The sequence below is a fragment of the Aliivibrio thorii genome (genome assembly GCF_057368585.1).
On record NZ_CM170654.1, the window covers coordinates 2866490 to 2889590 of the forward strand.

The 23101-nt window shown below is 36.3% G+C and carries 21 protein-coding genes; 10 read left to right on the forward strand and 11 right to left on the reverse strand.

Annotated elements, in window-relative coordinates:
* Position 1: 1 nt before the first annotated feature.
* Entirely contained in the window at positions 2–2212 is a 2211-nt protein-coding gene (locus tag AC2IP4_RS13220; RefSeq protein ID WP_486310382.1) for a YjbH domain-containing protein, read from the forward strand.
* A 158-nt stretch (positions 2213–2370) separates the two neighbouring features.
* Here AC2IP4_RS13220 and AC2IP4_RS13225 read toward each other — a convergent pair whose 3' ends face one another.
* From AC2IP4_RS13225 to AC2IP4_RS13240, 4 genes are all read right to left on the reverse strand, one after another.
* On the reverse strand, positions 2371–3471 hold the full coding sequence (locus AC2IP4_RS13225; RefSeq protein ID WP_486310383.1) for an LPS O-antigen chain length determinant protein WzzB: 1101 nt from the start codon (positions 3469–3471) through the stop codon (positions 2371–2373).
* A gap of 73 nt (positions 3472–3544) precedes the next feature.
* Positions 3545–4192, reverse strand: coding sequence for a TetR/AcrR family transcriptional regulator (locus tag AC2IP4_RS13230; RefSeq protein ID WP_486310384.1), 648 nt, complete (start codon positions 4190–4192; stop codon positions 3545–3547).
* A gap of 149 nt (positions 4193–4341) precedes the next feature.
* Complete coding sequence (locus tag AC2IP4_RS13235; RefSeq protein ID WP_486306912.1) at positions 4342–4689, reverse strand: four helix bundle protein; 348 nt, start codon at positions 4687–4689, stop codon at positions 4342–4344.
* A gap of 227 nt (positions 4690–4916) precedes the next feature.
* Positions 4917–6332, reverse strand: coding sequence for an MBL fold metallo-hydrolase RNA specificity domain-containing protein (locus AC2IP4_RS13240; protein ID WP_486310385.1), 1416 nt, complete (start codon positions 6330–6332; stop codon positions 4917–4919).
* Between the two features lie 528 nt (positions 6333–6860).
* On the opposite strand from AC2IP4_RS13240, the gene rfaD reads away from it, so the two are divergent.
* From rfaD to AC2IP4_RS13285, 9 genes are all read left to right on the forward strand, one after another.
* Positions 6861–7802, forward strand: coding sequence for an ADP-glyceromanno-heptose 6-epimerase (gene rfaD, locus AC2IP4_RS13245; protein WP_486310386.1), 942 nt, complete (start codon positions 6861–6863; stop codon positions 7800–7802).
* Positions 7803–7967: 165 nt separating this feature from the next.
* Positions 7968–8996: a lipopolysaccharide heptosyltransferase II gene (waaF, locus tag AC2IP4_RS13250; RefSeq protein WP_486310387.1), complete on the forward strand. Its 1029-nt coding sequence runs from the start codon at positions 7968–7970 to the stop codon at positions 8994–8996.
* An 11-nt stretch (positions 8997–9007) separates the two neighbouring features.
* Entirely contained in the window at positions 9008–9955 is a 948-nt protein-coding gene (locus AC2IP4_RS13255; RefSeq protein WP_486310388.1) for a stealth family protein, read from the forward strand.
* Positions 9952–11124: an O-antigen ligase family protein gene (locus tag AC2IP4_RS13260; RefSeq protein ID WP_486310389.1), complete on the forward strand. Its 1173-nt coding sequence runs from the start codon at positions 9952–9954 to the stop codon at positions 11122–11124. The genes AC2IP4_RS13255 and AC2IP4_RS13260 overlap by 4 nt, the downstream gene beginning before the upstream one ends.
* On the forward strand, positions 11121–11243 hold the full coding sequence (locus AC2IP4_RS13265) for a hypothetical protein (RefSeq protein WP_486310390.1): 123 nt from the start codon (positions 11121–11123) through the stop codon (positions 11241–11243). The genes AC2IP4_RS13260 and AC2IP4_RS13265 overlap by 4 nt, the downstream gene beginning before the upstream one ends.
* Before the next feature lie 320 nt (positions 11244–11563).
* A complete protein-coding gene (locus AC2IP4_RS13270; protein ID WP_486310391.1) occupies positions 11564–12388 on the forward strand; it encodes a glycosyltransferase family protein in 825 nt (274 codons plus the stop codon).
* Positions 12389–12410: 22 nt separating this feature from the next.
* A complete protein-coding gene (locus AC2IP4_RS13275; protein WP_486310392.1) occupies positions 12411–13577 on the forward strand; it encodes a glycosyltransferase in 1167 nt (388 codons plus the stop codon).
* On the forward strand, positions 13577–14845 hold the full coding sequence (waaA, locus tag AC2IP4_RS13280; RefSeq protein WP_486310767.1) for a lipid IV(A) 3-deoxy-D-manno-octulosonic acid transferase: 1269 nt from the start codon (positions 13577–13579) through the stop codon (positions 14843–14845). The genes AC2IP4_RS13275 and waaA overlap by 1 nt, the downstream gene beginning before the upstream one ends.
* A gap of 8 nt (positions 14846–14853) precedes the next feature.
* Positions 14854–16125, forward strand: a complete 1272-nt coding sequence (locus AC2IP4_RS13285) for a PIG-L deacetylase family protein (protein ID WP_486310393.1) — start codon at positions 14854–14856, stop codon at positions 16123–16125.
* 96 nt (positions 16126–16221) lie between these two features.
* Here the strand turns inward: AC2IP4_RS13285 and AC2IP4_RS13290 are convergent, their stop codons facing one another.
* From AC2IP4_RS13290 to rffG, 7 genes are read right to left on the reverse strand one after another with little or no spacing between them, the layout of a single operon-like run.
* On the reverse strand, positions 16222–16926 hold the full coding sequence (locus AC2IP4_RS13290) for a CatB-related O-acetyltransferase (protein ID WP_486310394.1): 705 nt from the start codon (positions 16924–16926) through the stop codon (positions 16222–16224).
* Between the two features lie 16 nt (positions 16927–16942).
* Complete coding sequence (locus tag AC2IP4_RS13295; protein ID WP_486310768.1) at positions 16943–18781, reverse strand: DUF3413 domain-containing protein; 1839 nt, start codon at positions 18779–18781, stop codon at positions 16943–16945.
* Positions 18782–18819: 38 nt separating this feature from the next.
* Entirely contained in the window at positions 18820–19662 is an 843-nt protein-coding gene (locus AC2IP4_RS13300) for a glycosyltransferase (protein WP_486310395.1), read from the reverse strand.
* Positions 19655–20215 (reverse strand): dTDP-4-dehydrorhamnose 3,5-epimerase, encoded by a 561-nt coding sequence (gene rfbC, locus AC2IP4_RS13305; protein ID WP_486310396.1) that lies wholly within the window; start codon positions 20213–20215, stop codon positions 19655–19657. Before rfbC ends, AC2IP4_RS13300 begins: the two co-directional genes overlap by 8 nt.
* Positions 20216–20219: 4 nt before the next feature.
* Positions 20220–21101 (reverse strand): dTDP-4-dehydrorhamnose reductase, encoded by an 882-nt coding sequence (gene rfbD, locus AC2IP4_RS13310; protein WP_486310769.1) that lies wholly within the window; start codon positions 21099–21101, stop codon positions 20220–20222.
* Positions 21101–21994, reverse strand: a complete 894-nt coding sequence (gene rfbA / locus AC2IP4_RS13315) for a glucose-1-phosphate thymidylyltransferase RfbA (protein WP_486317126.1) — start codon at positions 21992–21994, stop codon at positions 21101–21103. The genes rfbD and rfbA overlap by 1 nt, the downstream gene beginning before the upstream one ends.
* The gene (rffG, locus tag AC2IP4_RS13320) at positions 21994–23088 is read right to left on the reverse strand and encodes a dTDP-glucose 4,6-dehydratase (protein ID WP_486310397.1); all 1095 of its coding nucleotides are present in this window, start codon (positions 23086–23088) and stop codon (positions 21994–21996) included. The genes rfbA and rffG overlap by 1 nt, the downstream gene beginning before the upstream one ends.
* Between the last annotated feature and the right edge of the window lie 13 nt (positions 23089–23101).

The following is a 23101-nucleotide window of genomic DNA, read 5'->3' on the forward strand; positions in this document are numbered from 1 at the left end:
TATGGCTGCTCCTAGATTTTCTTTATCTCTTGTTGCGAGTGTTATTGCTTCTGCTTTGCCTTGCTCTGTCTTTGCAAGTGACATTAGCAACACAGTGTTCAATCCTGTAACGTTATCTACCTCTCAAACCGATTTTGGTGGCGTTGGGTTAATACAAATGCCTTCAGGTCGAATGGCGCCTGAAGGAGAGTTTAATCTTGGTGCGAGTATTAATAATGAATACCACTTTTATAATATTTCATTACAAGTGATGCCGTGGCTTGAGACTACCATTCGATACACCATTACGCAGGATATGAAATACAGCAGTGATCCTGAATTCAGTGGTGATACTGCTCATACCGATAAAGGCATCGATTTTAAAATCCGCTTACTTGAAGAAAGTAACTGGTTACCTGAAACCTCTATTGGTGTTCGTGATTTTGGTGGTACAGGGCTATTTGATGGTGAATTTATTGCCGCAACCAAACGCTTTGGCAACCTTGATGTGACAGTAGGTATGAGTTGGGGCTACTTAGGTCAAAGTGGCAATATCACTAACCCTTTCTGCAAAGCATCGGATAAATTTTGTTCTCGTGAAGGAGATTATAAAGGAAGTGGCGGCAGTGTGGATTTTGAACGTTGGTTTAAAGGTCCGGCTGCTATTTATGGGGGGGTAGAATATCAAACACCTTATCAGCCGCTACGTTTAAAAGTGGAATATGATAGTAATGACTACAGCCAAGATTTCCCAGTTAAAGGTGGCGTTGCTGATATGACTCAGCACACCCCTTGGAATTTTGGTGTTCTGTATGGGTTAGGTGATTGGGGCGATTTGAAACTTAGCTATGAGCGAGGTGATACCCTTACCCTTGGGGTTAACTTAAGCACTAATTTTAATAGCATGAAGGCGATTTGGCGTGATGAGCCGATTACTGATTATAATGAATCAACGCATGACTCTATCAATGACGTTAATTGGAAACGCGTTAACCAAGAGTTAAATGGTAACGCAGGCTATGAAGAGAGCCAAATTTATGCAACTGATGATTCAGTAACGATTATTGCCAAACAAACTAAATATCGTGATAGTGATGAAGCGCATGACCGTGCCTCTCGCATTTTAGCTAACAACGTTCCCGCAACTATTTCCACCTATCGTATTGTGGAAACGAATCAATCGATGCCCGTTTCTGAAACGGTGATTGATGCTAAACAGTATAAAAAAGTGGCGAATAACGACTATTTCGATGCCGATATTACCGATGCAAGCCAAACCGGTGAAGTCACTTATTCACCATTAGAGAGTGATCTTAAAAGCGATAATCTTGAGCGTTGGGATTACTCTATCTCGCCGACATTAGCGCAATCTATTGGTAATGCAGAAGATTTTTATCTTTATGCGATTGGGATTAATACAGATGCCTCAATTTGGCTTACCGATAATGTTCAATTCTCTGGTGGTTTGTATTTTAATTTGTTCGATAATTACGATAAGTTCAATTACATTACACCACCAGATGGTTCTGGAGATTCTGTTGCTCGTGTTCGTACCATGTTTAGAGCCTATGTTCATGATAATCCAGTACGCTTAAATACCCTTCAATTGACTTGGTTTGAAGAGTATGGTTCAGGCTTATATAGCCAAGCTTATGCTGGTTATTTAGAAAGTATGTTTGGCGGAATTGGTTCAGAAGTGATGTATCGCCCATTAAATTCAAATTGGGCCATTGGTGTTGATGCTACCTATATTAAGCAACGCTCGCCAGACAGTTGGTTTGGTTTTTACGAACAAGATTTCCAATCGGGCGGGACTGAAGGTAGTGACTTCATGGTAATATCTAGCGGTATGACAGGCTTTATTACTGGCTATTACACTCCACAATGGACTTTCTTAAAAAACACCTTATTTAAAGTTGGTATTGGGCAATTCTTAGCTGGCGATAAAGGCACACGTATCGATTTCTCAAAACAATTTGATTCTGGCGTGATAGCAGGCGCATACGCAAGCTTTACCGATTTATCAGCCGAAGAGTTTGGAGAAGGTAGCTATACTAAAGGGTTTTATATCTCAATACCTTTCGATATCATGACAGTCAAACCAAGTAAGAATCGCGCAGGTTTTAACTGGCAACCTCTTACTCGTGACGGTGGGCAAATGCTAAATAAACAACATGAGTTGTATGAATTGACAGATGAAAGATCACCTTGGTTTACGAGGAAAGGGCTTTAAGGGCGGAAGAGATGGGAAGGGCGGTCCTATGGTCCTGAAAAACAGAGTTCAGATCGCTTCGCTAGCAGAATTCAGAGGTGTTGACTTAAGTATGTAAGTTACAACTAATACCTCTGAACTCAGCAAGGGAGCTTGTGGCCAATCTGAATCCTAAGCTCCTAATCTTCTTTTCTAAATGCAAACCTAACTAAAACTATCGCAACACCTAACATTCCGCCTAATAAGGTTCCTAATACAGCGATTAGCGCACGTTTTGGCTTATCTCGAGTGATCGGCTGTTCTACGTTTTCTAAATAACGAAAAGTTTGAAACTTAATATTTCGATCAATTTTCATCGATTTAAGCATTTCAAGTTTCGCGTCAATTTGTTGTAAGCGTGGTTCAATGACTCTTAAATTTTTCACTGATTTAAGGGCTTTAATCTTCGCATCTAATGCTTGAGCACCTAAACCAATCGCAAATAATTCATTATTATCCATATTTTGAATCGGCTTGTTCACTTGAGCAGCTTTTGCAATTTCTGCCCCGTATTGTGAACGCTCAATCTCAACGATTAAGCGGTTTTTTGCTTGCGATTCTAAAACAACTTTTTGCTGGCGTAATTCATTACGCTTTCCATCAACCATTGCTTGAAGATTACTCAAAGCATCGTTAAATACAACAGAGCTCACCAAATAAATATACTCATAAAGTAATCGATAACTGCTTTCTTTTGTCGTTGCTTGTAAGCTAATTGTATATGGAGAAATACCTGATTTTTTATCAATAGCAGTGGCGTTTATCTTTTGAAACCATTCTAAGTATAATTGGCGAGTTGCTTCTATATCTGTATTAAGCAGCGCTTTAAAGGATTGAAATTCGACACTTCCATCTAAAAACTTCTTTTTGTTATTCGATGAGTTATACGCACTGATAAAATTCTGAAATAATATTTCACTATCCACTAATGAATCTAATTCTTCACTTACTAATACTGTCCCATCATCTTGATAAATATCAAAAATTGGTTGATATTGCTTTACTTGAACTCGATACTCAGAAAAATCATGGATTTGTGGGATCATTACTTTGGCTTTAGATGACCACCACTCTTGAGCGGTTAAAGCATAAAGCACAGCACCAATAGCGAACACTAAAGTGCATAAAATAATCGTGATTTTTCCTTTCCAAAGCGCGATAAAAAGCTCTTTAAGATCAATCTCATCGTTTTGAAATGATGGTTGTGGGTAATCAGGTAATTGCGGTGATGATTGCTTCATTTGTGTTCCTGTAAAAAATGGCTTTTTATAATGCTTATTTTTATTCTAAATTGATCAATTCAGAACTGATGCTTTACTTCATCCGCTCTTTATAATGTTTTTCTAACTCTAAAATCTGCTGGCGTCCTAAATCTGTCGCTATCGGACGCACAACATTTAACATTTGAATCATACCTTGGTAAATAACTGTCTCTGTGATTTTTACGTCAGATGACATTACTGTCTGATAATTAATCCAACACGATGACACTAAATGCAACGTTTTCGTTAATGCAGCAAGCTCATCATCATCTAACTCTATTAATTTAGCATGACGAAAATTATTCATTATACTTATAAGGTTATCGTTTAGATCTTGTTGAGCTTGAAGGTATTTTAGCTGCAAGGTTTGATCTCTGCCTAAAATATCAGGTAAATTAGCGTAAAAGAATCGATAGCTCCACATTAATACAAAAATAGAATCTAAATAGTTAAGCATCACCTGCAAATTTGGTGTTTTTGCTTGCTCATCTAAGTGAATTGGCTGAAAACGAATCTTTAGCTCTTGAGCATAATTATTAAAAATAGAATGGATAATTTCTTCTTTGTTACGAAAGTGATAATAGAGATTACCAGGGCTTATCTCTAGATGTGCAGCAATATGATTTGTCGTCACATTACGTTCACCATCTTGATTGAAGAGTTCTAAGGCACCATAAATAATTCGATCTTTTGTTTTCATGGAAGCGTGCGCCTTATGCTAATAGTTTGACTTAAGTAATGTCGAGGTTGAAGTATAGCGGAAATGTTAATTAGGGTGAAGAGCAGTCGCAAGCTCCCTTAAGACGGACTTCGTCCTTGAGAGCGCTCCGCTTGAGGAAGTCAAAAGCATTATCCGCGCTTGTTTTTAATTAATTGTTTAATAATCGCTATTATTTCTTTCGTTTCAGCAATTAACTCTAACCCTCTCGCTTTTGGTATATAACCGATTTCAATACCAATAAATATCTGAGTAATGAGTTCAGCTGCAGAACCCTTTGCATAACTGAAAAATCTAGCCTGCTCCTTCAAACTATCTCGCTCTTGCCCCTCCGCAATATTTGAGGGAATAGATAGACCCGATCGAGTAATTTGATCTCTAAATCCGTAATCTTTTACATTAACCATTAGTTTGTATATATCACACGATAAACGGCAAGAACGCTTCCAAACATCTAATCTCTCAAACCTTAAAATCATTTTTAATTCCTTGTATATTTTGGATAACTATTTTACTAATTCTGCTCATATTTTTTTCTAGGTATACCTAAAATCTAGAACAAAGACGGCTTCGCTTAAGACGCAGCAAGCTGCTAGAGGAAATCAAAAGATAGTTATATCGGTGAGAGATTGATTTATTTTTCCAATTAACTCTCCGCAGCTCTTCTACCCTCTCAAGGACGAAGTCCGTCTTAAGCGCAGCGCTCTCAGCAACTTGTTGCGTCTAATATCTTTTCAAGAGTCTCTCGCGCTTCGCGCTCGCCATGCACCACTACAACCTCCTTTCTCCCCTCTTTAATCCCATCAACAAATTTCATCAAATCTGCTTGATCGGCGTGAGCTGAATAGCCTGACATAGTATGAATTTGTGCATTCACTTTTATTGGTTGATTATCTATCCAGACGGTTTCTTTTTTATTTTGAAGATCTCGCCCTAGTGTTCCGTGGGCTTGGTATCCTGCAAGGATGATATCTGTACGTTTATCTGGTAATAACGCTTCTAGATAATTCATAACCCGGCCACCTGCGCACATGCCGCTGGCGGCAACGATGATGCAAGGCTCGGCGGTACTTTTTAGGCGATTGACGATTTGCATATGTTCTTTATGACTTTCTATGGTGATACATTGTTCAAAGTTTAGTGGATGACGTTGGTTACTTAGCTTGATCTTGGCTTCTTTACTCCATAATTTTTTAAAGCGTCGATATTGTTTGGTGACTTTGTTAGCTAATGGAGAGTCGAGAATGATGGGTATTTTTGAGTCAATTTTTTGGTGATGGATTAAATGTTCTATATCAAACAGAAGTTCTTGAGTTCGACCAACTGAAAATGCGGGGATAATAATTGCGCCACCATCTTCTAAAGAACGCTCAATAATGTCTTGTAGACGCTTCGCTCTGGTTTCTACACTATCGTGAATTTTATTCCCGTACGTGCTTTCTATTATCAATAAGTCAGCACGTTTGGGGGGGATTGGATCGGATAATAATGGGGTATTTGAGGGACCTAAGTCTCCTGAAAACACGACGATGTCATTGTTGGGGAGTTTTATTTCGACATAGGCGGAGCCGAGGATATGACCTGCGGGTTGGAAGCGGAGAAGCAAGTATGAGGAACTAGTTTTTAGGGGCGAGGAAGAGCGTAAAGAACGAGAGCTAGAAGAGAGTGGGATTCGGTGCCATCGGTTATATGGGATGGGTTTTATTTGTTTTCTTATTAGTTCTAATACTCTTGCTCTTTGGCCTTTATTTAACCCGAGTTGCAATTTTAATCCATCATCTAGCATTAATGGTACTAACTCTGCGGTGGCGGGTGTGCAGTATATAGGTTGCTTAAAGCCTTTTGCTAATAACCAAGGTAAACGACCAATATGGTCTATGTGAGTATGGGTGAGAATGAGTGCTTTTAGGTGTGAAATAGGAAATTCGATATCGAGTTTTTTATCATTACCGTGTTTATCTTTCGCATCTTTGCCTTGGAATAATCCGCAATCTATAAGTATTCCATGATTGTTACCGTTGTTATTAATGGTAAGTTCGTGACAAGAGCCAGTGACGCCGAGTTTGCCGCCGTGGTGTTTTAGGGTGATTTCAAAATTTGAGTTTTGTGATTGTGTTGGCATTGGTGGTCCTTTTGGGGTTTAGAGAGAAGAAAGACGGCTTCGCCTTGAGAGCGCTTCGCTTTAGGCGCAGGCAAGCTGCTAGAGGAAATCAAAAGATAGCTATATCGTGAGATTGACTTATTTTTTCAATATAATTTAACGCAGCTCTTCTACCCCCTCAAGGACGAAGTCCGTCTTAAGCGAAGCGCTCTCTAGCAACTTGTTGCGTCTAAGCGTCTAAATCCCTATAGCGTATGGTTTTACTTTGTTTTATCAACATCACTCACTAAATATTCGAGAGACATCTAAAATGTAGGGTAATGATGACTTCGCCTTGAGGGCGCTCCACTTAAGACGCAGCAAGTTACTAAAGAAGAAAAAGATGGTTATAGCGTAAAACTCTGCTCTATTTTATCTATTCAACTAACCGCTGATCTTCTTCCCCCTCAAGGACGAAGTCCGTCTTAAGCGTAGCGCTCTCTAGCGTAGCGTCTGCTTTTGTTCTCTGCTACAATCGAACCAATTATCTTAATAAATCGTGGTATCAAAATGATCATTGTAACTGGCGGCGCTGGCATGATTGGCAGCAACATTGTTAAGTCTTTAAATGACAAGGGCTTTAACGATATCTTAGTGGTTGATAACCTTAAAGATGGCAAGAAATTCAAGAACCTAGTTGATCTTGATATCACTGATTACATGGATAAAGAAGACTTCATTACTCAAATTATGGCGGGTGATGATTTCGGTACAATTGATGCTATTTTCCACGAAGGTGCTTGCTCTGCAACGACTGAATGGGATGGCAAATACATCATGATGAACAACTATGAATACTCTAAAGAAGTACTTCATTTTTGTATCGAACGTGAAATCCCATTCCTTTACGCATCATCTGCCGCGACTTATGGCGATACTAATACTTTCGTTGAAGAGCGTGAGTATGAAGGCGCATTAAATGTTTATGGTTATTCTAAACAGCAGTTTGATAACTACGTTCGCCGCCTATGGGCTGATGCTGAAGCACACGGTGAAACCGTTTCTCAAATTACTGGTTTCCGTTACTTCAATGTGTATGGTCCTCGTGAACAACATAAAGGTTCTATGGCTTCTGTTGCTTTTCATTTAAACAACCAAATGAATGCCGGTGAAGATCCTAAATTGTTTGAAGGCAGTGACCAATTTAAGCGTGATTTCGTTTATGTTGGCGATGTTGCTGCGGTTAACCTTTGGTTCTTAGAAAACGGTGTTTCTGGTATTTATAACTGTGGTACTGGCCGAGCTGAACCATTCCGAGCTGTTGCTGATGCGGTTATCAAGCACCACGGTAAAGGCGAAGTTCAAAGCATTCCTTTCCCTGAGCATTTAAAAGGCGCATATCAAGAGTTTACCCAAGCTGATTTAACTAAGCTTCGTGCTGCTGGTTGTGATGTTGAGTTTAAGTCAGTAGCTGATGGTGTTGCTGAGTATATGGCGATTGTGAATAAGTAAAGCAGAATTAAGGGCGCAGCGCTTAAGACGGACTTCGTCCTTGAGATGCTACGCTTGAGGAGAGCAGAATGTTGGTGTGGTTATTCTTTTTGTCACGTCAACACACTGCTCTCTATGTTTCTATTTTCTAACAAGACCTTCGCTGATGGATATTATTGGTATTACATGAAAATCTTAATTATTGGCCCTTCATGGGTTGGCGATATGGTGATGTCTCAATCACTCTACATCACACTAAAACAACTGCATCCAGAAGCGATTATTGATGTAATGGCCCCTGCGTGGTGCAAGCCTATTTTAGAGCGTATGCCTGAAGTTAACCGAGCGATTGAAATGCCGCTTGGTCATGGTGACTTTGATTTATTTGGCCGTCGTCGTTTAGGTAAACAACTTAAAGCCAATAATTATACTCATGCTTATATCTGCCCCAATTCAGCTAAGTCTGCCTTAATTCCTTGGTTTGCTGATATTCCAAGACGTATTGGTTGGAAAGGCGAAATGCGTTACGGCTTACTTAATGATTTACGTCCAAATAAAAAAGCCTTCCAGTATATGGTTGAGCGCTATGTTGCTTTGGCACATCCTAAATCTGAAATGATTGATTCAAGCTCATTAGGAGGACTAGATGCATTACCACGCCCAAAACTTGCTATTGATAGTGATATTCAACAAGCAACGCTGACTAAGTTTTCTTTATCCACTGACAAACCTGTACTTGGCTTATGCCCAGGGGCTGAATTTGGCCCTGCAAAGCAATGGCCTGTTGAGCATTATGCGTCCGTTGCTAATGAAATGATTAACCAAGGCTATCAAGTGTGGTTATTTGGCTCTGCCAAAGATAAAGAAACCACAGAAACAATTAAATCTCTTGTTGATTCAGACAATCAATGTTCTGTTTTTAATCTTGCCGGTGAAACAAGTCTAATTGAAGCGGTTGATTTACTTGCCGCTTGTAAAACCGTAGTTAGTAATGATTCAGGATTAATGCACGTTGCAGCTGCTGTTGGTTGTCATGTTGTCGGTGTATATGGCTCTACCTCTCCGAAATACACGCCACCATTGGCTAAAAAGGTTGATATTGTAAGCACTGATATTGAATGTCGTCCATGTTTCAAACGAGAATGCCCATTAGGACATTTGAAGTGCCTAAAAGAACTTCCTGCAGCAGATGTCATCTCTAAAATTGGATTATAGAAGTATATTTTATGACAATTAAAAAAGTAGATATTGTTTATACTTGGGTCGATGGAACTGACCCTATTTGGCAAGAAAAAAAAGAATTTCACTTAAATTCTGAACAAGAATATTTGCAATGTCAAAATAGTCAAATAAGTGATGAAAGATACATAGAACATTGTGAATTAAAATATTCATTGCGCTCTATTTGTAAATTTGCATCCTGGGTAAACCATATTTATATTGTGACAGATAACCAAACACCACATTGGTTAAAGAAGACAGATAAAATAACGATCATTGATCATAAAGATATTATTCCAAAAGAGTTTCTTCCTACATTTAACTCTAGTGTTATCGAATCTTTCTTACATAAAATTCCAAATTTAGCTGAGAATTTTATCTACTTTAATGATGATATGATGATTGGTAGAATAACAACAATTTCAGATTTTTTTAAAAATGGAAAGCCGAGAGTATTTACATCATCAATATTTCCATCAAGAAAAAAAGTAAAAGATAAACCCACTTACAATATGCTTTCTATAAAAAATAGCAGAGATAAAGTAAAAGAAATTATAAACGCAAATTTGAATTATGGATTAAGGCATGGGATTAGACCAATAAATAAGTCTAACTTTTCTGAATCAGCTTGTTTATTTAAGAAAACATTACACTCTAATTTTAGCGAGAAGTTTAGGTTAACACCATTCTCACTACTTTATCTATATACGTTCTATGAAATTGCAAAAAACAGATCAGCAATAACTTATCAAAAACACCTTAAAAAACCTTTACTCTTTGATTTTTTTTCAACATTCATATATATTAATAATAATAACATAGAGTATTTTTCATCAAATTTTGAGCACCTATCGCCATTGGTATTTTGCATTAACGAAACAAACACTTCACTAGAGAATCTACCTTTATTCTCAAATGGAGTGTTATCTGAAAAAAGTGAGTTTGAACTATGATTAAGCATATTCATAATCTGCTAGTAAGCATATCTATTTTATGGATCACTGCGGGATTATGGTTATTAGAAGATGGATTAAAAACACTTACAGGCGTAGGTATTGTATTCCTCGTATTCACCTTAGTAACTACACCATCAAAAGAGTTATTATTACGAATTAGAGATAATAAACTAATAATTTACAGTTTATTATTTACTGCAATTGTAATAATAACAAAAGAATATTATGGTGGAATTTATGGCAGCTTTATGAGAAGTTGTATTATTTTTTCAATTTTATTCCTCTGCATCTATTCATCTAAAACCAATAAGTTAAGCATTAGGCTACCAATAATATTGGGTGCAATCTTAAATATATTATACGTTCTTTACATCGTATATATTGAAGGGCAACCCCGCCCAACTGCTATGATGAACCCTAATATATACGCACCTTTATTTGGTTGCTTCGCAATTTTAGCATTCCATTTCATCAAGCCTAATAAAAATAATTACACGACCATCGTTAGTTGTTTCTTATTTTTATTTTTACTTTTGTGTATCATATTAATGCAATCTCGTGGTGTTCTCGCCGCTTCTCTATTTTCTCTTTGTATATTTCTCATATATAAATTAAAAAAATATGAACACAAAATGATCATCACTTTATCGCTAATTTCTATTGTCATATTTTCTGGCTTTATGAATAAAGATAGAATTGAACACTTGTATAATAAAAGTGCTTATGAATACCAACGCATCGTTAAAGGTGATTTAAACTCATCAATTGGGCTTCGAATTCAAATGCTCGATGTTGGACTGACTATGATTAGCGAAAAGCCTCTTATTGGGCACGGCAGTAACTATAAACAGGAAAAAACGAAAATTATAAAAGAAGATAAGAAGAACCAAGTAATTAACAATTTTGGCACTTTACATAATGTATATATCGATACTTGGGCTAAACTTGGCATATTAGGATTTATCGCAACGATCTTTTTAACTATCCTACCTCTATTTATATTGAAAGGTGGTGAACATTGGGTTTTAGGTTTATCTCTTTCTTCTTTTAACCTTCTTATATCTTTAGTTGATACCGTGTTACTCGGTGGGGACTATCTACTAGTCATTATTACTATAAGCTTAATACTAAAATATTCTACCTTAAACAATAAGGAATATACATGAACATTGCTGTAGTTGTTAATTGTTTAAAAATCGGTGGCATGGAACGTGTTGCTGTAAATTTAGCAGATGCTTTTTATAGTGGTGGTCATTCTTCTGAATTAATGAAAATTTTCATATAAAAAAAGGATTAAATAATCTTCATGATTTTAATATTGAAATTCAAGTATCATACGGAATTATAGGCTTGCTATTAATTTATGCCCTTTATATAAATTTACCTTGTTCATTATTATCTATAAGAGAGCAACTACCAAATGCTAACTTATGGATATTATTATCTATTTTTTATATAACCTATTGGTTAACTATAAACGTATTTGAATCATTTAACTCTAGAAATTATGGAGTTTATTCATATAATATTTTCTTTTCTGGTCTTTATATTTTTTATCTGATGATAAAACTAGACTTAAAAGATAAGAGTACGGAGTAATTTATTATGGCATCCTCTATTCTTGTTGTCTTATATAATTGTTCATTAGAACAATCTGAAACAATAAAAGCACTAAAACTAACAAAAGTTAATATTTTTGGAACGACATTAGTTTTATATAATAATGGCCCAATAAAAGTAGATGACAACTTAGTTAGTGAATTAAGTAATAAAGGGTACAAATGCTCCATAATTCAAGATACTAACAATAAACCTTTAAGCTACATCTATAACCAGTTTGTAAAAGATAATCCAAATGATCATTACATTATACTGGATCATGATTCTAAGTTGAGTAATGAGTATATTGATACCATTATTAACAACAATATCAAAGGAGTTGGGCTTCCTATAGTTAAATCTGCTAATAAAGTATGTAGCCCAAATAAATTTCCAAAAAAAACATCAACTAGTTTTGGCCGAAGAGATAAGATTGTAGCGATAGGCAGTGGATTAATCATTTCTCACTCTTTCTCTGAGCTTATAATTCAAAAATACGGTAATTTATTTGATGAACATTATGCACTCTATGGTGTAGATACTTCGTTTTTATTAAGAATAAGAAAAATAAAAGCAATAAATCAACTAAGTATTATTCCAGGATTTGATCATTCACTTTCTCGTGATGAAAATGAATCAAAAAGCAAACAGCAATTTAGAAAAATTGAAATGGGCTATCATACCGCCCTTACATTACGGTATTACCCTAGTTTTTCATCATTAAGGCGCTTCAGAAAAGTGTTAATGGAAAGCTTCTCAAGTAAAAACAAAGAGCTCACTAGCGCTCTTTTGAATACTTTATTAACGGGTAAACACCCTCGTTGTAATTAATTTAAATATTTAGGAAAAAGCCATGCGAATTGCAGTTGTTGTTAATTGCTTAAAGATTGGAGGAATGGAACGCGTTGCTGTAAATTTAGCAGATGCTTTTTATAGTGGTGGTAATTCTTCTGAATTGATTTATTTAAAAGATCGAAAAAAAGAAGTAAATCCAAGAAATAAAGATCTACCCGTTCATCTATTTAATTTAAAAAAATCAGTGTTATCGACGGGAGTTGGATTTATATGGTTTTTAATTTGCAAAGTTCTAAATATAGTATTCAAAAAAACATTTCCTCTTTGGTTTGCTTACGCTGAATCTTATTTCTTTAAAAAGAAACTGAAGGCTTTAGAGGAAAAAAATGGTCATCCATTTGATTTAATTATATTTAGAGGTCAGGGAACATTTGAGCACCTATGGCCTCTACACGATCCTCGTTATGTTTATGTTTGTGAGAGCGTACAAACTAAGCATAGATATGGAAAATTCTCTAAATATATTTTTTCCAAATTGTTTGATAACAGAAAAGTAGTTTGTGTTTCTGATGGTGCCTACGATAGCTTCTCTGATTTAATCAAAACGCATTCAATCACTCCTGAAAAGCACTTAATGATCTCAAATCCTAATGATTTTGAACAAATTAAGCTAGAGTCCTATACCGATGAGCAACTTCACCATAACTCATACATTTTAGGTTTAGGCCGGTTAGTTCCGAATAAAAACTTTTCATTGCTTATTGATGCCTATAATCATGCGATTAGAAATTATGATATTAAACAAGACCTCTTAATCGTAGGTGCAGGCAAAGATTTAAATACGATAAAGAAAAAAATCATAGATCTTAACCTTACTGAACGTGTTTATTTAAAGGGGCAACAATCCAATCCTTTCCCTTGGTACAAGCAAGCAGATCTATTTATTCTAAGCTCTAAATCAGAAGGTTTAGGAATGGTGTTAATTGAAGCTCTAGCTTGTCACACAAAAGTCGTCTCTACAGACTGTAAGGGAGGAGTTAGACAAATCATGAATGGTGATTTAGCACATTTTTTAGCACAAGAAACACCTACATCTCTTAGCGAAAAAATACACTTGGCTTTAAATACAGAGTGGGATGAATCATTTGATATCTCAGTCCAAAAAACACTGCATAAATTTGATGCCAAAACGATTATCAATAAATATATAAATGAGTTTACGTGATGATACTTCGCTATTTCTATACCATTTTTCTTTTTTTATTGTCTCCTTTTTTACTTTATTCTCTGTATAAAAAGAAGGATGGAAAACCTTCGTTTGGCCAGCGTTGGAAAGAACATTTTGGTTTTACTCCTAACTTAAAATCTAATATCAATCCTATTTGGATTCATGCTGTTTCTGTTGGTGAAGCGATTGCTGCTATACCAATAATTAAAGCCTTAAAGAAACAAAATCCCGAGCAACCAATTCTGGTTACTACGACAACCAGCACAGGCGCAGAACAAATAGAAAAACTAGGTGATTTGGTTGAACACAGATATATGCCGATTGATTTTTGCTTTGCGGTTCATGGTTTTTTAAAAGCAACAAAGCCTGAAAAAATGCTGATCATGGAAACGGAGTTATGGCCAAATACTCTCTATACTGTGTCAAAATTTGGTATTCCTATTTCAGTATTAAATGCTCGTCTTTCTGAAAAGTCGTTTTTAGGCTATAAAAAAATACAACCGATATTTAATCTACTTGGTAAACACTTAACTCATGTTTGTTGTCAATATCAAGATGATGCAGATCGATTCGTTGCACTTGGTATCAACCGTGAAAAAGTACACGTTACTGGATCTGTAAAATTTGATATCGTGATTACTCCACAAATACAAGAATTAGGAGTGGACCTGCGTAAGAAATTTGGAGTCTCTCGCCCTACTTGGATTGCAGCTAGTACACATAAGGGAGAAGACGAAAAAATATTAACGGCTCATAGAACCTTGCTATCAACAATCCCTAATGCGCTGTTAATTTTAGTTCCTCGCCATCCAGAGCGATTCAATTCCGTATTTGAACTTTGCATTCAATCCAATTTTAACTGTATCAGACGTACCCTAAATCAAACAATAACAGCGGATACTCAAGTTTATCTAGCTGATACTATGGGAGAGATGTTGACACTCATTGGTGCCTCTGACATCTGTTTTATGGGAGGAAGCTTACTTGGTGATAAAGTGGGTGGACATAATATATTAGAGCCTGCCGCACTAGGTAAACCGTCTTTAATTGGTCCAAGTTATTTTAATTTTCAAGAAATAACACAACAACTTATAAACAATAACGCAGCGATAGTTTCTCACAATGCTACAGAGTTAACAGATAATCTTATTGTGATTTTTCAAGACGAGCAACACAGAAAGAAACTACAAAAAAATACGTTAAGTTTTATAGAAAAAAATAAAGGTGCTGTAGAAAAAACATTACAGCAAATAAATAAAATATAGGTCACGGTATGAAAAAAGTTGATTACGAATATCCATTAAAAGCAACTTGGGAATGTAGTGCTAATATTTCAGAAAACGGTTTTTTAAAGTGTGATGATCAAAACTCATTCATAACCGAAAATCACTCTATTTTACTACGTTTCGATTACACATCTTTAAGTAAAAAGAAACCGGGGATCATATCCGTAAATGGTTGTGAAATCTCTAATAAACAATATTTTGAAGCTAATCAGAAAGGCATTAGATATTTAAATATTACTGGGATTAAAAATTTAAACGATATATCAATTACATGTAAAAACTGCGAAATATCTTCTAATAATCAGTTACTTGGTTTCAAAAAACCTGATTTAGCATCAGGGCCAATATTAATTATTGCCCCTCATGCTGATGATGCAGAACTCTCAGCATATGGTTTATATAGTGACTATGCACCTAATACTTGGATTGTTACTGTTAATATTGGCTCAAACTTACAAAATTTAGAACGTCAATATGTTCATAATTTAGACACAGAAATATCAAGAGCGGAAAAGCGAAAGGGTTATATTCGTAGTTGGAACAGCATAACAACACCTTTACTTGCGAAGGTTCCTATGCAGCAATTATTGTGTTTGGGTTACTTTAACATTTCAAGTTCATCTATACTAAATACCCCAAAAGACAATGTACTCCACCCTTCAGTTTCTGATATTTCACCTCATGATTTCCGTCAATGGAATAATGTGAAATTATCTAACGATACTTATAATATGAATAGTGGTGCCGCTTTAATTCAAGATTTTATTGAACTGATTGAGCATATTAAGCCAACAACAGTTTTAGTGACTCATCCAGAAATAGATCCGCATGATGAACATATTGCCTCTGCGATCGCATTACATTTGGCTCTACAAAAAAGTACATTTATTCCTGAGAATATCCTATTTTATGTTAACCATTTGCGAGGAATTAAACTATTCCCTTATGGTCCAGAGCATTCTAGAGCAGCACTCCCACCCTGGTTTGAAAATAGCTCATTATTAGGCGATAGCTCTTGTTATAGCCACTCATTATCTTACACAAAGCAACAGGAAAAAGTCCTCGCCTTTGATACGATGCATGATTTACGTTCTAAAGATAGGCTTGAGAAAAAACTGAAACGTTGGATTAATCAAAAAATCAAAAAAAATGGCTACCAGTATTATGGTAACCATAGTTATTTTCAAACACACATCAAAGCCGATGAAGTATTTATCTCAATAAATGGAAATATCTTTAAAGATAAAAAGTTTTATTAAATTTAACCAACACAATAAATTAAGTTAGCTACTAATAACATTAGGGAATGGAAAGCACAGTTTTTTAATATTAACTTTACACCTAAACGTTTCCATTTAAATCGCACCTGACTTAATCGACTGAAGAAAATGTTTCGGGTCATTCATTAGTGGAGTAGCTCTCTTTATCCTTTCCTCATCCCAAGTCCACCATTTAGATTCCATCATTCCATCAACGATGTCACTCTCAAATCGGTAGCGAATGACTTTAGCAGGAACACCTGCAACAACAGCATAAGGAGGAACACTTTTACTTACGACTGCACCGGCTCCAATAATAGCGCCATCACCTATAGATATCCCAGGGAGTAATGTTACATTCGCGCCAATCCATACATCATTACCAATCGTAATTTTTGGGTTTAGAATACTTTTACTTTGATGAATACAACCGTATTCTTTGTCAAATAAAAATGGATGCGATGACACCAAGTTTATAGGGTGATTACCGCCAACAACTGTTATATTTATCGCAAATGAGCAATAAGCACCTATTGATTCAATTAAGGTGTCTTCTTTCCAAAATTGTTGATACCTATAGCTATACATCCCAACGTTGAAGCCAAAGAAACGTTGACTAATATAACGTTCGCCCTCAGTAAATCGACCATAAGGCAATGTATACGCTGTTTTTTTCAGATAAAAATAAATTAATTCTTTAATTAAATTAAATTGCACTTTCTTTTGTTTTTTTCGAATCAAATAGGATCCAATCCAATCAATAAGCTTTATTTGTAACTTGGTTAATTTGTAATTATCCATATATACCCCATGTTGCCTATTTACTAAAACGGCTAATCTGATCTAACGCTTCTTGAAGGTGATTATAATTCAAATCAGCATCTTTTTTGGGACGATTTCTCTTATCTAATAATTGATATTGCCCCGTTGAACCCACTTCTAAAATGGACTCTTTTTCTATAATTGCATAACCACTGTAGTTAGACGACATGATCCAATTTCGGTCTACATGCTTTCCTAATAGGTCTTCACCAACAGAATAATCTTTAATATCATTGGTTACGCCTAAGTAGTTTTTCATCAACGTTGGGACTACATCTTGATGGCTAGTTAGCTCATCAGATTTCCAATCTATTGTTTTACTATTTACTTTAGGGGCAATAATAATGAAAGGCACATTCACTTGAGCATCGGTAAAGTTGCTATTATGCCCCCAAAAATTCATGCGATTATCATTCATCTCTTGTCCGTGATCTCCTGTAATAATCACGATTGTATTCTCTAAATCACCCGTTTCTTTTAATTTATCTAATACTTGTTTTGCTACGCTATCAACAAAGTGAACACTGGTTTTATAGCGATTAAAGAAAAGAGTTGGATCTGTATCATTATTTAATTCTAAATAATTGATGTTATCTAACATTGGTTCATAACGATGTGCGTAGTCTTTTGGAAAATCATATCCATGTGGCGCATCGTAAAATAAAAATGAAAATGCAGGCTTGGAAGTATCACGTTTGCTGTACCACTCTAACCAATCTTTAGTTAAATCTTTATCTAACTCTGATGGTGAGTTCCCTTCTGATTTAATGCGTAAGTTAGGGATATTTTTAAATACTGTTTGATTAAACTCAGGCTTCTCAAGTTGAGCTGCTGTGAATATCCCCATTTCATAATTTAATTCTTGAAGGCGGTCAATCAACACTGGTGACTTTTGATTCGCTAAGAAACCATGCCAATACGTTCCTGGAATACCATAAAATAAACCAAAGATACCAGTACGTGTCGCGTTACCCGTTGCTATATGGTTATTAAAAATCATCCCATCCTGTGCGTATTGCCACATATTTGGGGTGTTTTCAGCATTAAAAGTATCTGCACGCCATGAATCAATTGCCAAGATCATAATATTAAGTGGCTTCTCAACCACTTCTTTTTGTAATGGGGTTAGTGGGTAATTTAAATCGCTCTTACGATTCATTTTCATCGCATCTTGACGAGCAATAGCCTCTTCATCTACCCAACCATATTTCTTCATCATGCTGGTTGAGGTTGCGGGATAAAATACTGGTAAGTAACGTTTTACAGTTGTGACTGGTTGATACGCATTAGCTGCAGCCCAAATATGGATACCATGAGTTGCTAATAACGCAAAAAAGGTAATGATGGCAAATTTACGACCCAATTTATGTTGTGTTACTGCAGCTGGTTTTTCTAACCATGAGATCAATAGATATTGACCAACAATCAATGCAATAACACCACCAATAACCGTTATCCAAGTGATTAATGGGAAACTGACGACTTGTCCAGATAACACTAATTCAAGTACCACTGCGTTAATATGGAATCGGTATTGAGCAAACACTAATGTATCAATAAACAGTACTGCAATACCTAACGAAGCTACAAACGCTTGAGTGCCATTACGTGCTCTTGCATTTTTAATAAAAAGAACAGGTAATGTTACTAACCCAATAATACTAGCCAGTAACACCATCTGACTAAATGTGCCAGATAAAAGGAAGCTCAACCCTAAAATATCGGTTGGAATTTCTGGTAAGAAAGCAAAATAACGGGTGGCGATAACCATAGCGATAAGGCTATTTATTAAAATAAACCAACTATGACTATGAATTTTTTGTTTAAATGTCAATGTATTCAAAATCTATATTTCCGATTAATTAGTGTAATTTATAAAACCTTATCGATACCTTCATTAGCCCAGAAAGCTCGTTCCTTTACTACCTCTTGGAATATTTTTCTATTGGGAGTATCACGACTTAATAGCGAATGATACATGTGCACTTGATTTGCTAAATACCGAAGCGATTTATTTTTCACACCAATTAAGTTTAATCGATAATCAACATCAGTATCTTCGCCAATTGCAGGAGCTTCATACCTCATATCAAAACCGTTCACTTTTAATAAATCGTCTTTATAAAGTGAGAAATTACATCCTAAGATTGCTTTTTGTTTTTTATTTGCAAACAGCCTTTGTTGCCACCCCTTAGCAAACCTCAAACCATTTTCTACATGCCGCCCTTTAATCCTATCATCACCTTTTGTTAATAAGTAATGCGTCATTATTTTCCATTTATTATCTTGAAAAACAGTGCCTGGCGAGTGGCTGTTCAGCACCAATTCATTATATTTTTCAGGTAATTCAACTCGTCGACCAGTTAAGCTTCGTCCCTTTTCTGCATTATTTATATGATCTTCAATAAAGAATTTTTGAGGGATACAATCCCCATCAATAATGATCAGATAATCACTGCTTGATTTAATCACTGCATGGTTAAGAATACGATTCTTCCTAAATCCTTTATCTTCATGCCACACATGTTTAACCACAAAAGGAAGACTCTTTCTACGTTGATATATATAATTAATTGCCTCTTGTTTTGAGCCATCATCAGCAATAATAACTTCAAAATCCATTTCACTTTGAACTAAAAGTGCTTTAAAAATCAATTCTAAGCATGTTGTATTATTATAAAATGCAATAATTAATGACGCTTTAGGGCTATTCATAACATCCCTCTAATTGCGGGATCTCTGATACTAATAATCCGATTTTATCTTTAGAAGAAAGAAGCGGACTTTCAACTAAAGGCCATTCAATAGCTAAATCAGGATCACTCCATAATAAAGATACTTCCGCTTTCCGGTTATAATAATCTGTACATTTATAAACAAACTCAGCTTCATCGCTTGTCACATAAAAACCATGAGCAAAGCCTTCAGGTACCCAAAGTTGACGCTTGTTCTCAGTCGACAAATACTCTCCTACCCATTGACCAAACGTCGGGGAACCTTTTCGTATATCAACGGCAACATCAAACACCTCGCCAGACACTACACGTACTAATTTGCCTTGCGTATTTTCTGTTTGGTAATGCAACCCTCGTAGAATCCCTTTCTTCGATTTTGAATGATTGTCTTGCACAAATTGTGTCGGCTTACCAGTTACAAGCTCTTCAAATTGTTTTTGGTTCCAAGTTTCCATAAAGAAACCTCGTTCATCACCAAACATACTTGGCTCTATAATTTTCACATCAGGAATTCGGGTATCAATTACTTTCATTATCTTAGCCTTTATATGCTTGGATATTGTTTAATGCTGCTGTCCAATCGCTCACTTTAATCGCAAAGTTCTTTGTGATTTTATCGGTACTTAATCGAGAATTACTTGGGCGCTTTGCTTGTGTTGGATACTGCTCAGTCGTGATACTAGTTAAACTTGGTTTGCTTGAGATAATGTTTTGTTTAACCGCTGTATCAAAAATCATATCAGCAAACTCAAACCAACTCACATGAGGTAAGCCTGAATAATGATAAACACCATATTCAACATCATCACCTTCTGTGATTCGATTCGCTATTTGAATTAGCGCATGAGCGATATCACCCGCGTATGTCGGACCACCAAATTGGTCGCCTACAATACTGAGTTCATTTCGTGTAGCACCTAGGCGCAGCATGGTTTTCACAAAATTATTGCCATTTTCACCAAACACCCAAGCGGTACGAAGAATAATATGCTTATCACACGCATTAGCAACTGCTATTTCACCTGCTAATTTACTCTCACCGTAAACGCCCTGTGGGTTTGTAATATCCGTTTCTTGATACTCACCCACCTTGTTGCCTTCAAAGACATAATCCGTTGAGATATGCATTATTGCAGCACCAACACTTTGTGCAGCTTGTGCTAAATAGTTAGGACCATCACGATTAATCGCATAAGAAAGTTCAACTTCCTCTTCAGCTTTATCTACTGCAGTATGTGCAGCGGCATTAATGATGATGTTTGGTTGAAACTCAGCAACTGTATTATTTACCGCCTCTTGATTTGTAATATCAAGGTTTTCTCTATCAAACGCTAGTACGGCTGTATTTTCATCAACTGAAAGCTGTTGAGTTAAACAATAGCCCACCTGTCCGTGACAACCAGTAATCAATACTCGCATTAGCTCGCCACCTTCTTCTGCTTTTCATTAACTAAGCGAGTTAAATATTGCCCATATTCATTTTTCATCATTGGCTTTGCAAGAGCTAATACCTGCTCATCACTTAACCAATCATTTCGCCAAGCAATCTCTTCTAAACACGCAACTTTTAGCCCTTGGACATTTTCAATCGTTTGAACAAATGACGATGCTTCATGCAAACTTTCATGAGTGCCTGTATCTAACCAAGCAAACCCACGACCGAGTAATTCAACGTTCAGTGAGCCATCGTTAAGGTACATCTCATTTAACGTGGTTATTTCAAGCTCACCACGTTCAGATGGCTTAACTTGCTTTGCCATTTCAACAACACGGTTATCGTAGAAGTATAGTCCAGTTACCGCATAATTGGATTTAGGCTGCAGAGGCTTTTCTTCAATCGAAACTGCTTTCATATCGCCATCAAATTCAACCACACCAAAACGCTCTGGGTCTTTTACTTGATAACCAAATACCGTTGCTAAACTTTGGTCTGTTAACTCTCTAGCTCGAATCAGTTGTTGGCTAAAAGACTGCCCATAGAAAATATTATCACCAAGCACTAAACACACGCTGCCATCACCAATAAACTCTTCACCAATGATGAACGCTTGCGCTAAACCATCAGGACTTGATTGAATGGCATATTCTAGGTTAATACCAAAATCTGAACCGTCTCCCAACAAACGCTTAAAGCCTGCATTATCTTCAGGAGTGGTGATAATTAGAATGTCTTTAATACCTGCAAGCATTAACGTCGAAATTGGATAAAACACCATTGGCTTATCGTAAATAGGCAAAAGCTGCTTTGATACCCCACGGGTTAATGGATATAGGCGAGTTCCTGAACCACCAGCAAGTACAATACCTTTCATTATTTAGCCGCCTTTTCAATTAAAGTTGACTCTGAAGAGACACCTAAACGCTCACCTGCATAAGAGCCATCTAACACGCGTGCCCACCATTGTTTGTTATCTAAATACCATTCAACCGTTTTACGAATACCTGATTCAAATGTTTCTTCTGGTTTCCAACCTAATTCACGCTCAATTTTCGATGCATCAATGGCGTAACGAACATCGTGACCTGGACGGTCTGTAACATAAGTAATTAAATCAAGGTATTGGTTAACACCTTCAGGCTTATTAGGAACTAACTCTTCAAGTAATGAGCAAATAGTCTTAACGACTTCAATATTCGCTTTTTCGTTATGCCCACCAATGTTGTAGGTTTCCCCTACCTCACCTTCAGTAACGACTTTATATAAAGCACGTGCATGATCTTCAACAAACAGCCAATCACGAATTTGCATACCATTACCGTAAACCGGTAATGGCTTACCATCGAGAGCATTCAAAATCATTAATGGTATGAGTTTTTCAGGAAAGTGATATGGACCGTAATTATTTGAGCAGTTGGTTACTACTGTCGGTAAACCATAGGTGCGTAACCACGCTCGAACCAGATGGTCAGAAGACGCTTTTGACGCAGAATATGGGCTAGAAGGTTCATACGATGTTGTTTCTGTGAATAAATCATCAGTTCCTTCTAAATCACCATACACCTCATCGGTTGAGATATGGTGGAAACGAAATGCCTGTTTTTTATCGTCAGGCAAAGTGTTCCAATAAGAGCGCGTTGCCTCAAGTAAGGTATAAGTACCCACAATGTTGGTTTCAATAAAGGCTGCAGGACCATCAATAGAACGATCAACATGAGACTCAGCTGCTAAGTGCATTACTGCATCTGGTTTATGCTCTGAAAATACTCGGTCTAATTCAGCTCTGTCACAAATATCAACTTGCTCAAATGCATAGCGCTCATGAGAATCAACATCAGATAATGATTCTAAATTACCCGCGTAAGTCAATTTATCTAGATTAATGATGCTATCTTGAGTGTTATTGATAATGTGACGAACAACTGCTGAACCAATAAAACCTGCACCGCCAGTGACTAATATTTTCATGTTTATACCTTAA

Coding starts and splice junctions, on each gene's coding strand:
- AC2IP4_RS13220 (WP_486310382.1), top strand. CDS start 2: ATGGCTGCTCCTAGATTTTCTTTATCTCTTGTTGCGAGTGTTATTGCT.
- AC2IP4_RS13225 (WP_486310383.1), bottom strand. CDS start 3,471: ATGAAGCAATCATCACCGCAATTACCTGATTACCCACAACCATCATTT.
- AC2IP4_RS13230 (WP_486310384.1), bottom strand. CDS start 4,192: ATGAAAACAAAAGATCGAATTATTTATGGTGCCTTAGAACTCTTCAAT.
- AC2IP4_RS13235 (WP_486306912.1), bottom strand. CDS start 4,689: ATGATTTTAAGGTTTGAGAGATTAGATGTTTGGAAGCGTTCTTGCCGT.
- AC2IP4_RS13240 (WP_486310385.1), bottom strand. CDS start 6,332: ATGCCAACACAATCACAAAACTCAAATTTTGAAATCACCCTAAAACAC.
- rfaD (WP_486310386.1), top strand. CDS start 6,861: ATGATCATTGTAACTGGCGGCGCTGGCATGATTGGCAGCAACATTGTT.
- waaF (WP_486310387.1), top strand. CDS start 7,968: ATGAAAATCTTAATTATTGGCCCTTCATGGGTTGGCGATATGGTGATG.
- AC2IP4_RS13255 (WP_486310388.1), top strand. CDS start 9,008: ATGACAATTAAAAAAGTAGATATTGTTTATACTTGGGTCGATGGAACT.
- AC2IP4_RS13260 (WP_486310389.1), top strand. CDS start 9,952: ATGATTAAGCATATTCATAATCTGCTAGTAAGCATATCTATTTTATGG.
- AC2IP4_RS13265 (WP_486310390.1), top strand. CDS start 11,121: ATGAACATTGCTGTAGTTGTTAATTGTTTAAAAATCGGTGGCATGGAA.
- AC2IP4_RS13270 (WP_486310391.1), top strand. CDS start 11,564: ATGGCATCCTCTATTCTTGTTGTCTTATATAATTGTTCATTAGAACAA.
- AC2IP4_RS13275 (WP_486310392.1), top strand. CDS start 12,411: ATGCGAATTGCAGTTGTTGTTAATTGCTTAAAGATTGGAGGAATGGAA.
- waaA (WP_486310767.1), top strand. CDS start 13,577: ATGATACTTCGCTATTTCTATACCATTTTTCTTTTTTTATTGTCTCCT.
- AC2IP4_RS13285 (WP_486310393.1), top strand. CDS start 14,854: ATGAAAAAAGTTGATTACGAATATCCATTAAAAGCAACTTGGGAATGT.
- AC2IP4_RS13290 (WP_486310394.1), bottom strand. CDS start 16,926: ATGGATAATTACAAATTAACCAAGTTACAAATAAAGCTTATTGATTGG.
- AC2IP4_RS13300 (WP_486310395.1), bottom strand. CDS start 19,662: ATGAATAGCCCTAAAGCGTCATTAATTATTGCATTTTATAATAATACA.
- rfbC (WP_486310396.1), bottom strand. CDS start 20,215: ATGAAAGTAATTGATACCCGAATTCCTGATGTGAAAATTATAGAGCCA.
- rfbD (WP_486310769.1), bottom strand. CDS start 21,101: ATGCGAGTATTGATTACTGGTTGTCACGGACAGGTGGGCTATTGTTTA.
- rfbA (WP_486317126.1), bottom strand. CDS start 21,994: ATGAAAGGTATTGTACTTGCTGGTGGTTCAGGAACTCGCCTATATCCA.
- rffG (WP_486310397.1), bottom strand. CDS start 23,088: ATGAAAATATTAGTCACTGGCGGTGCAGGTTTTATTGGTTCAGCAGTT.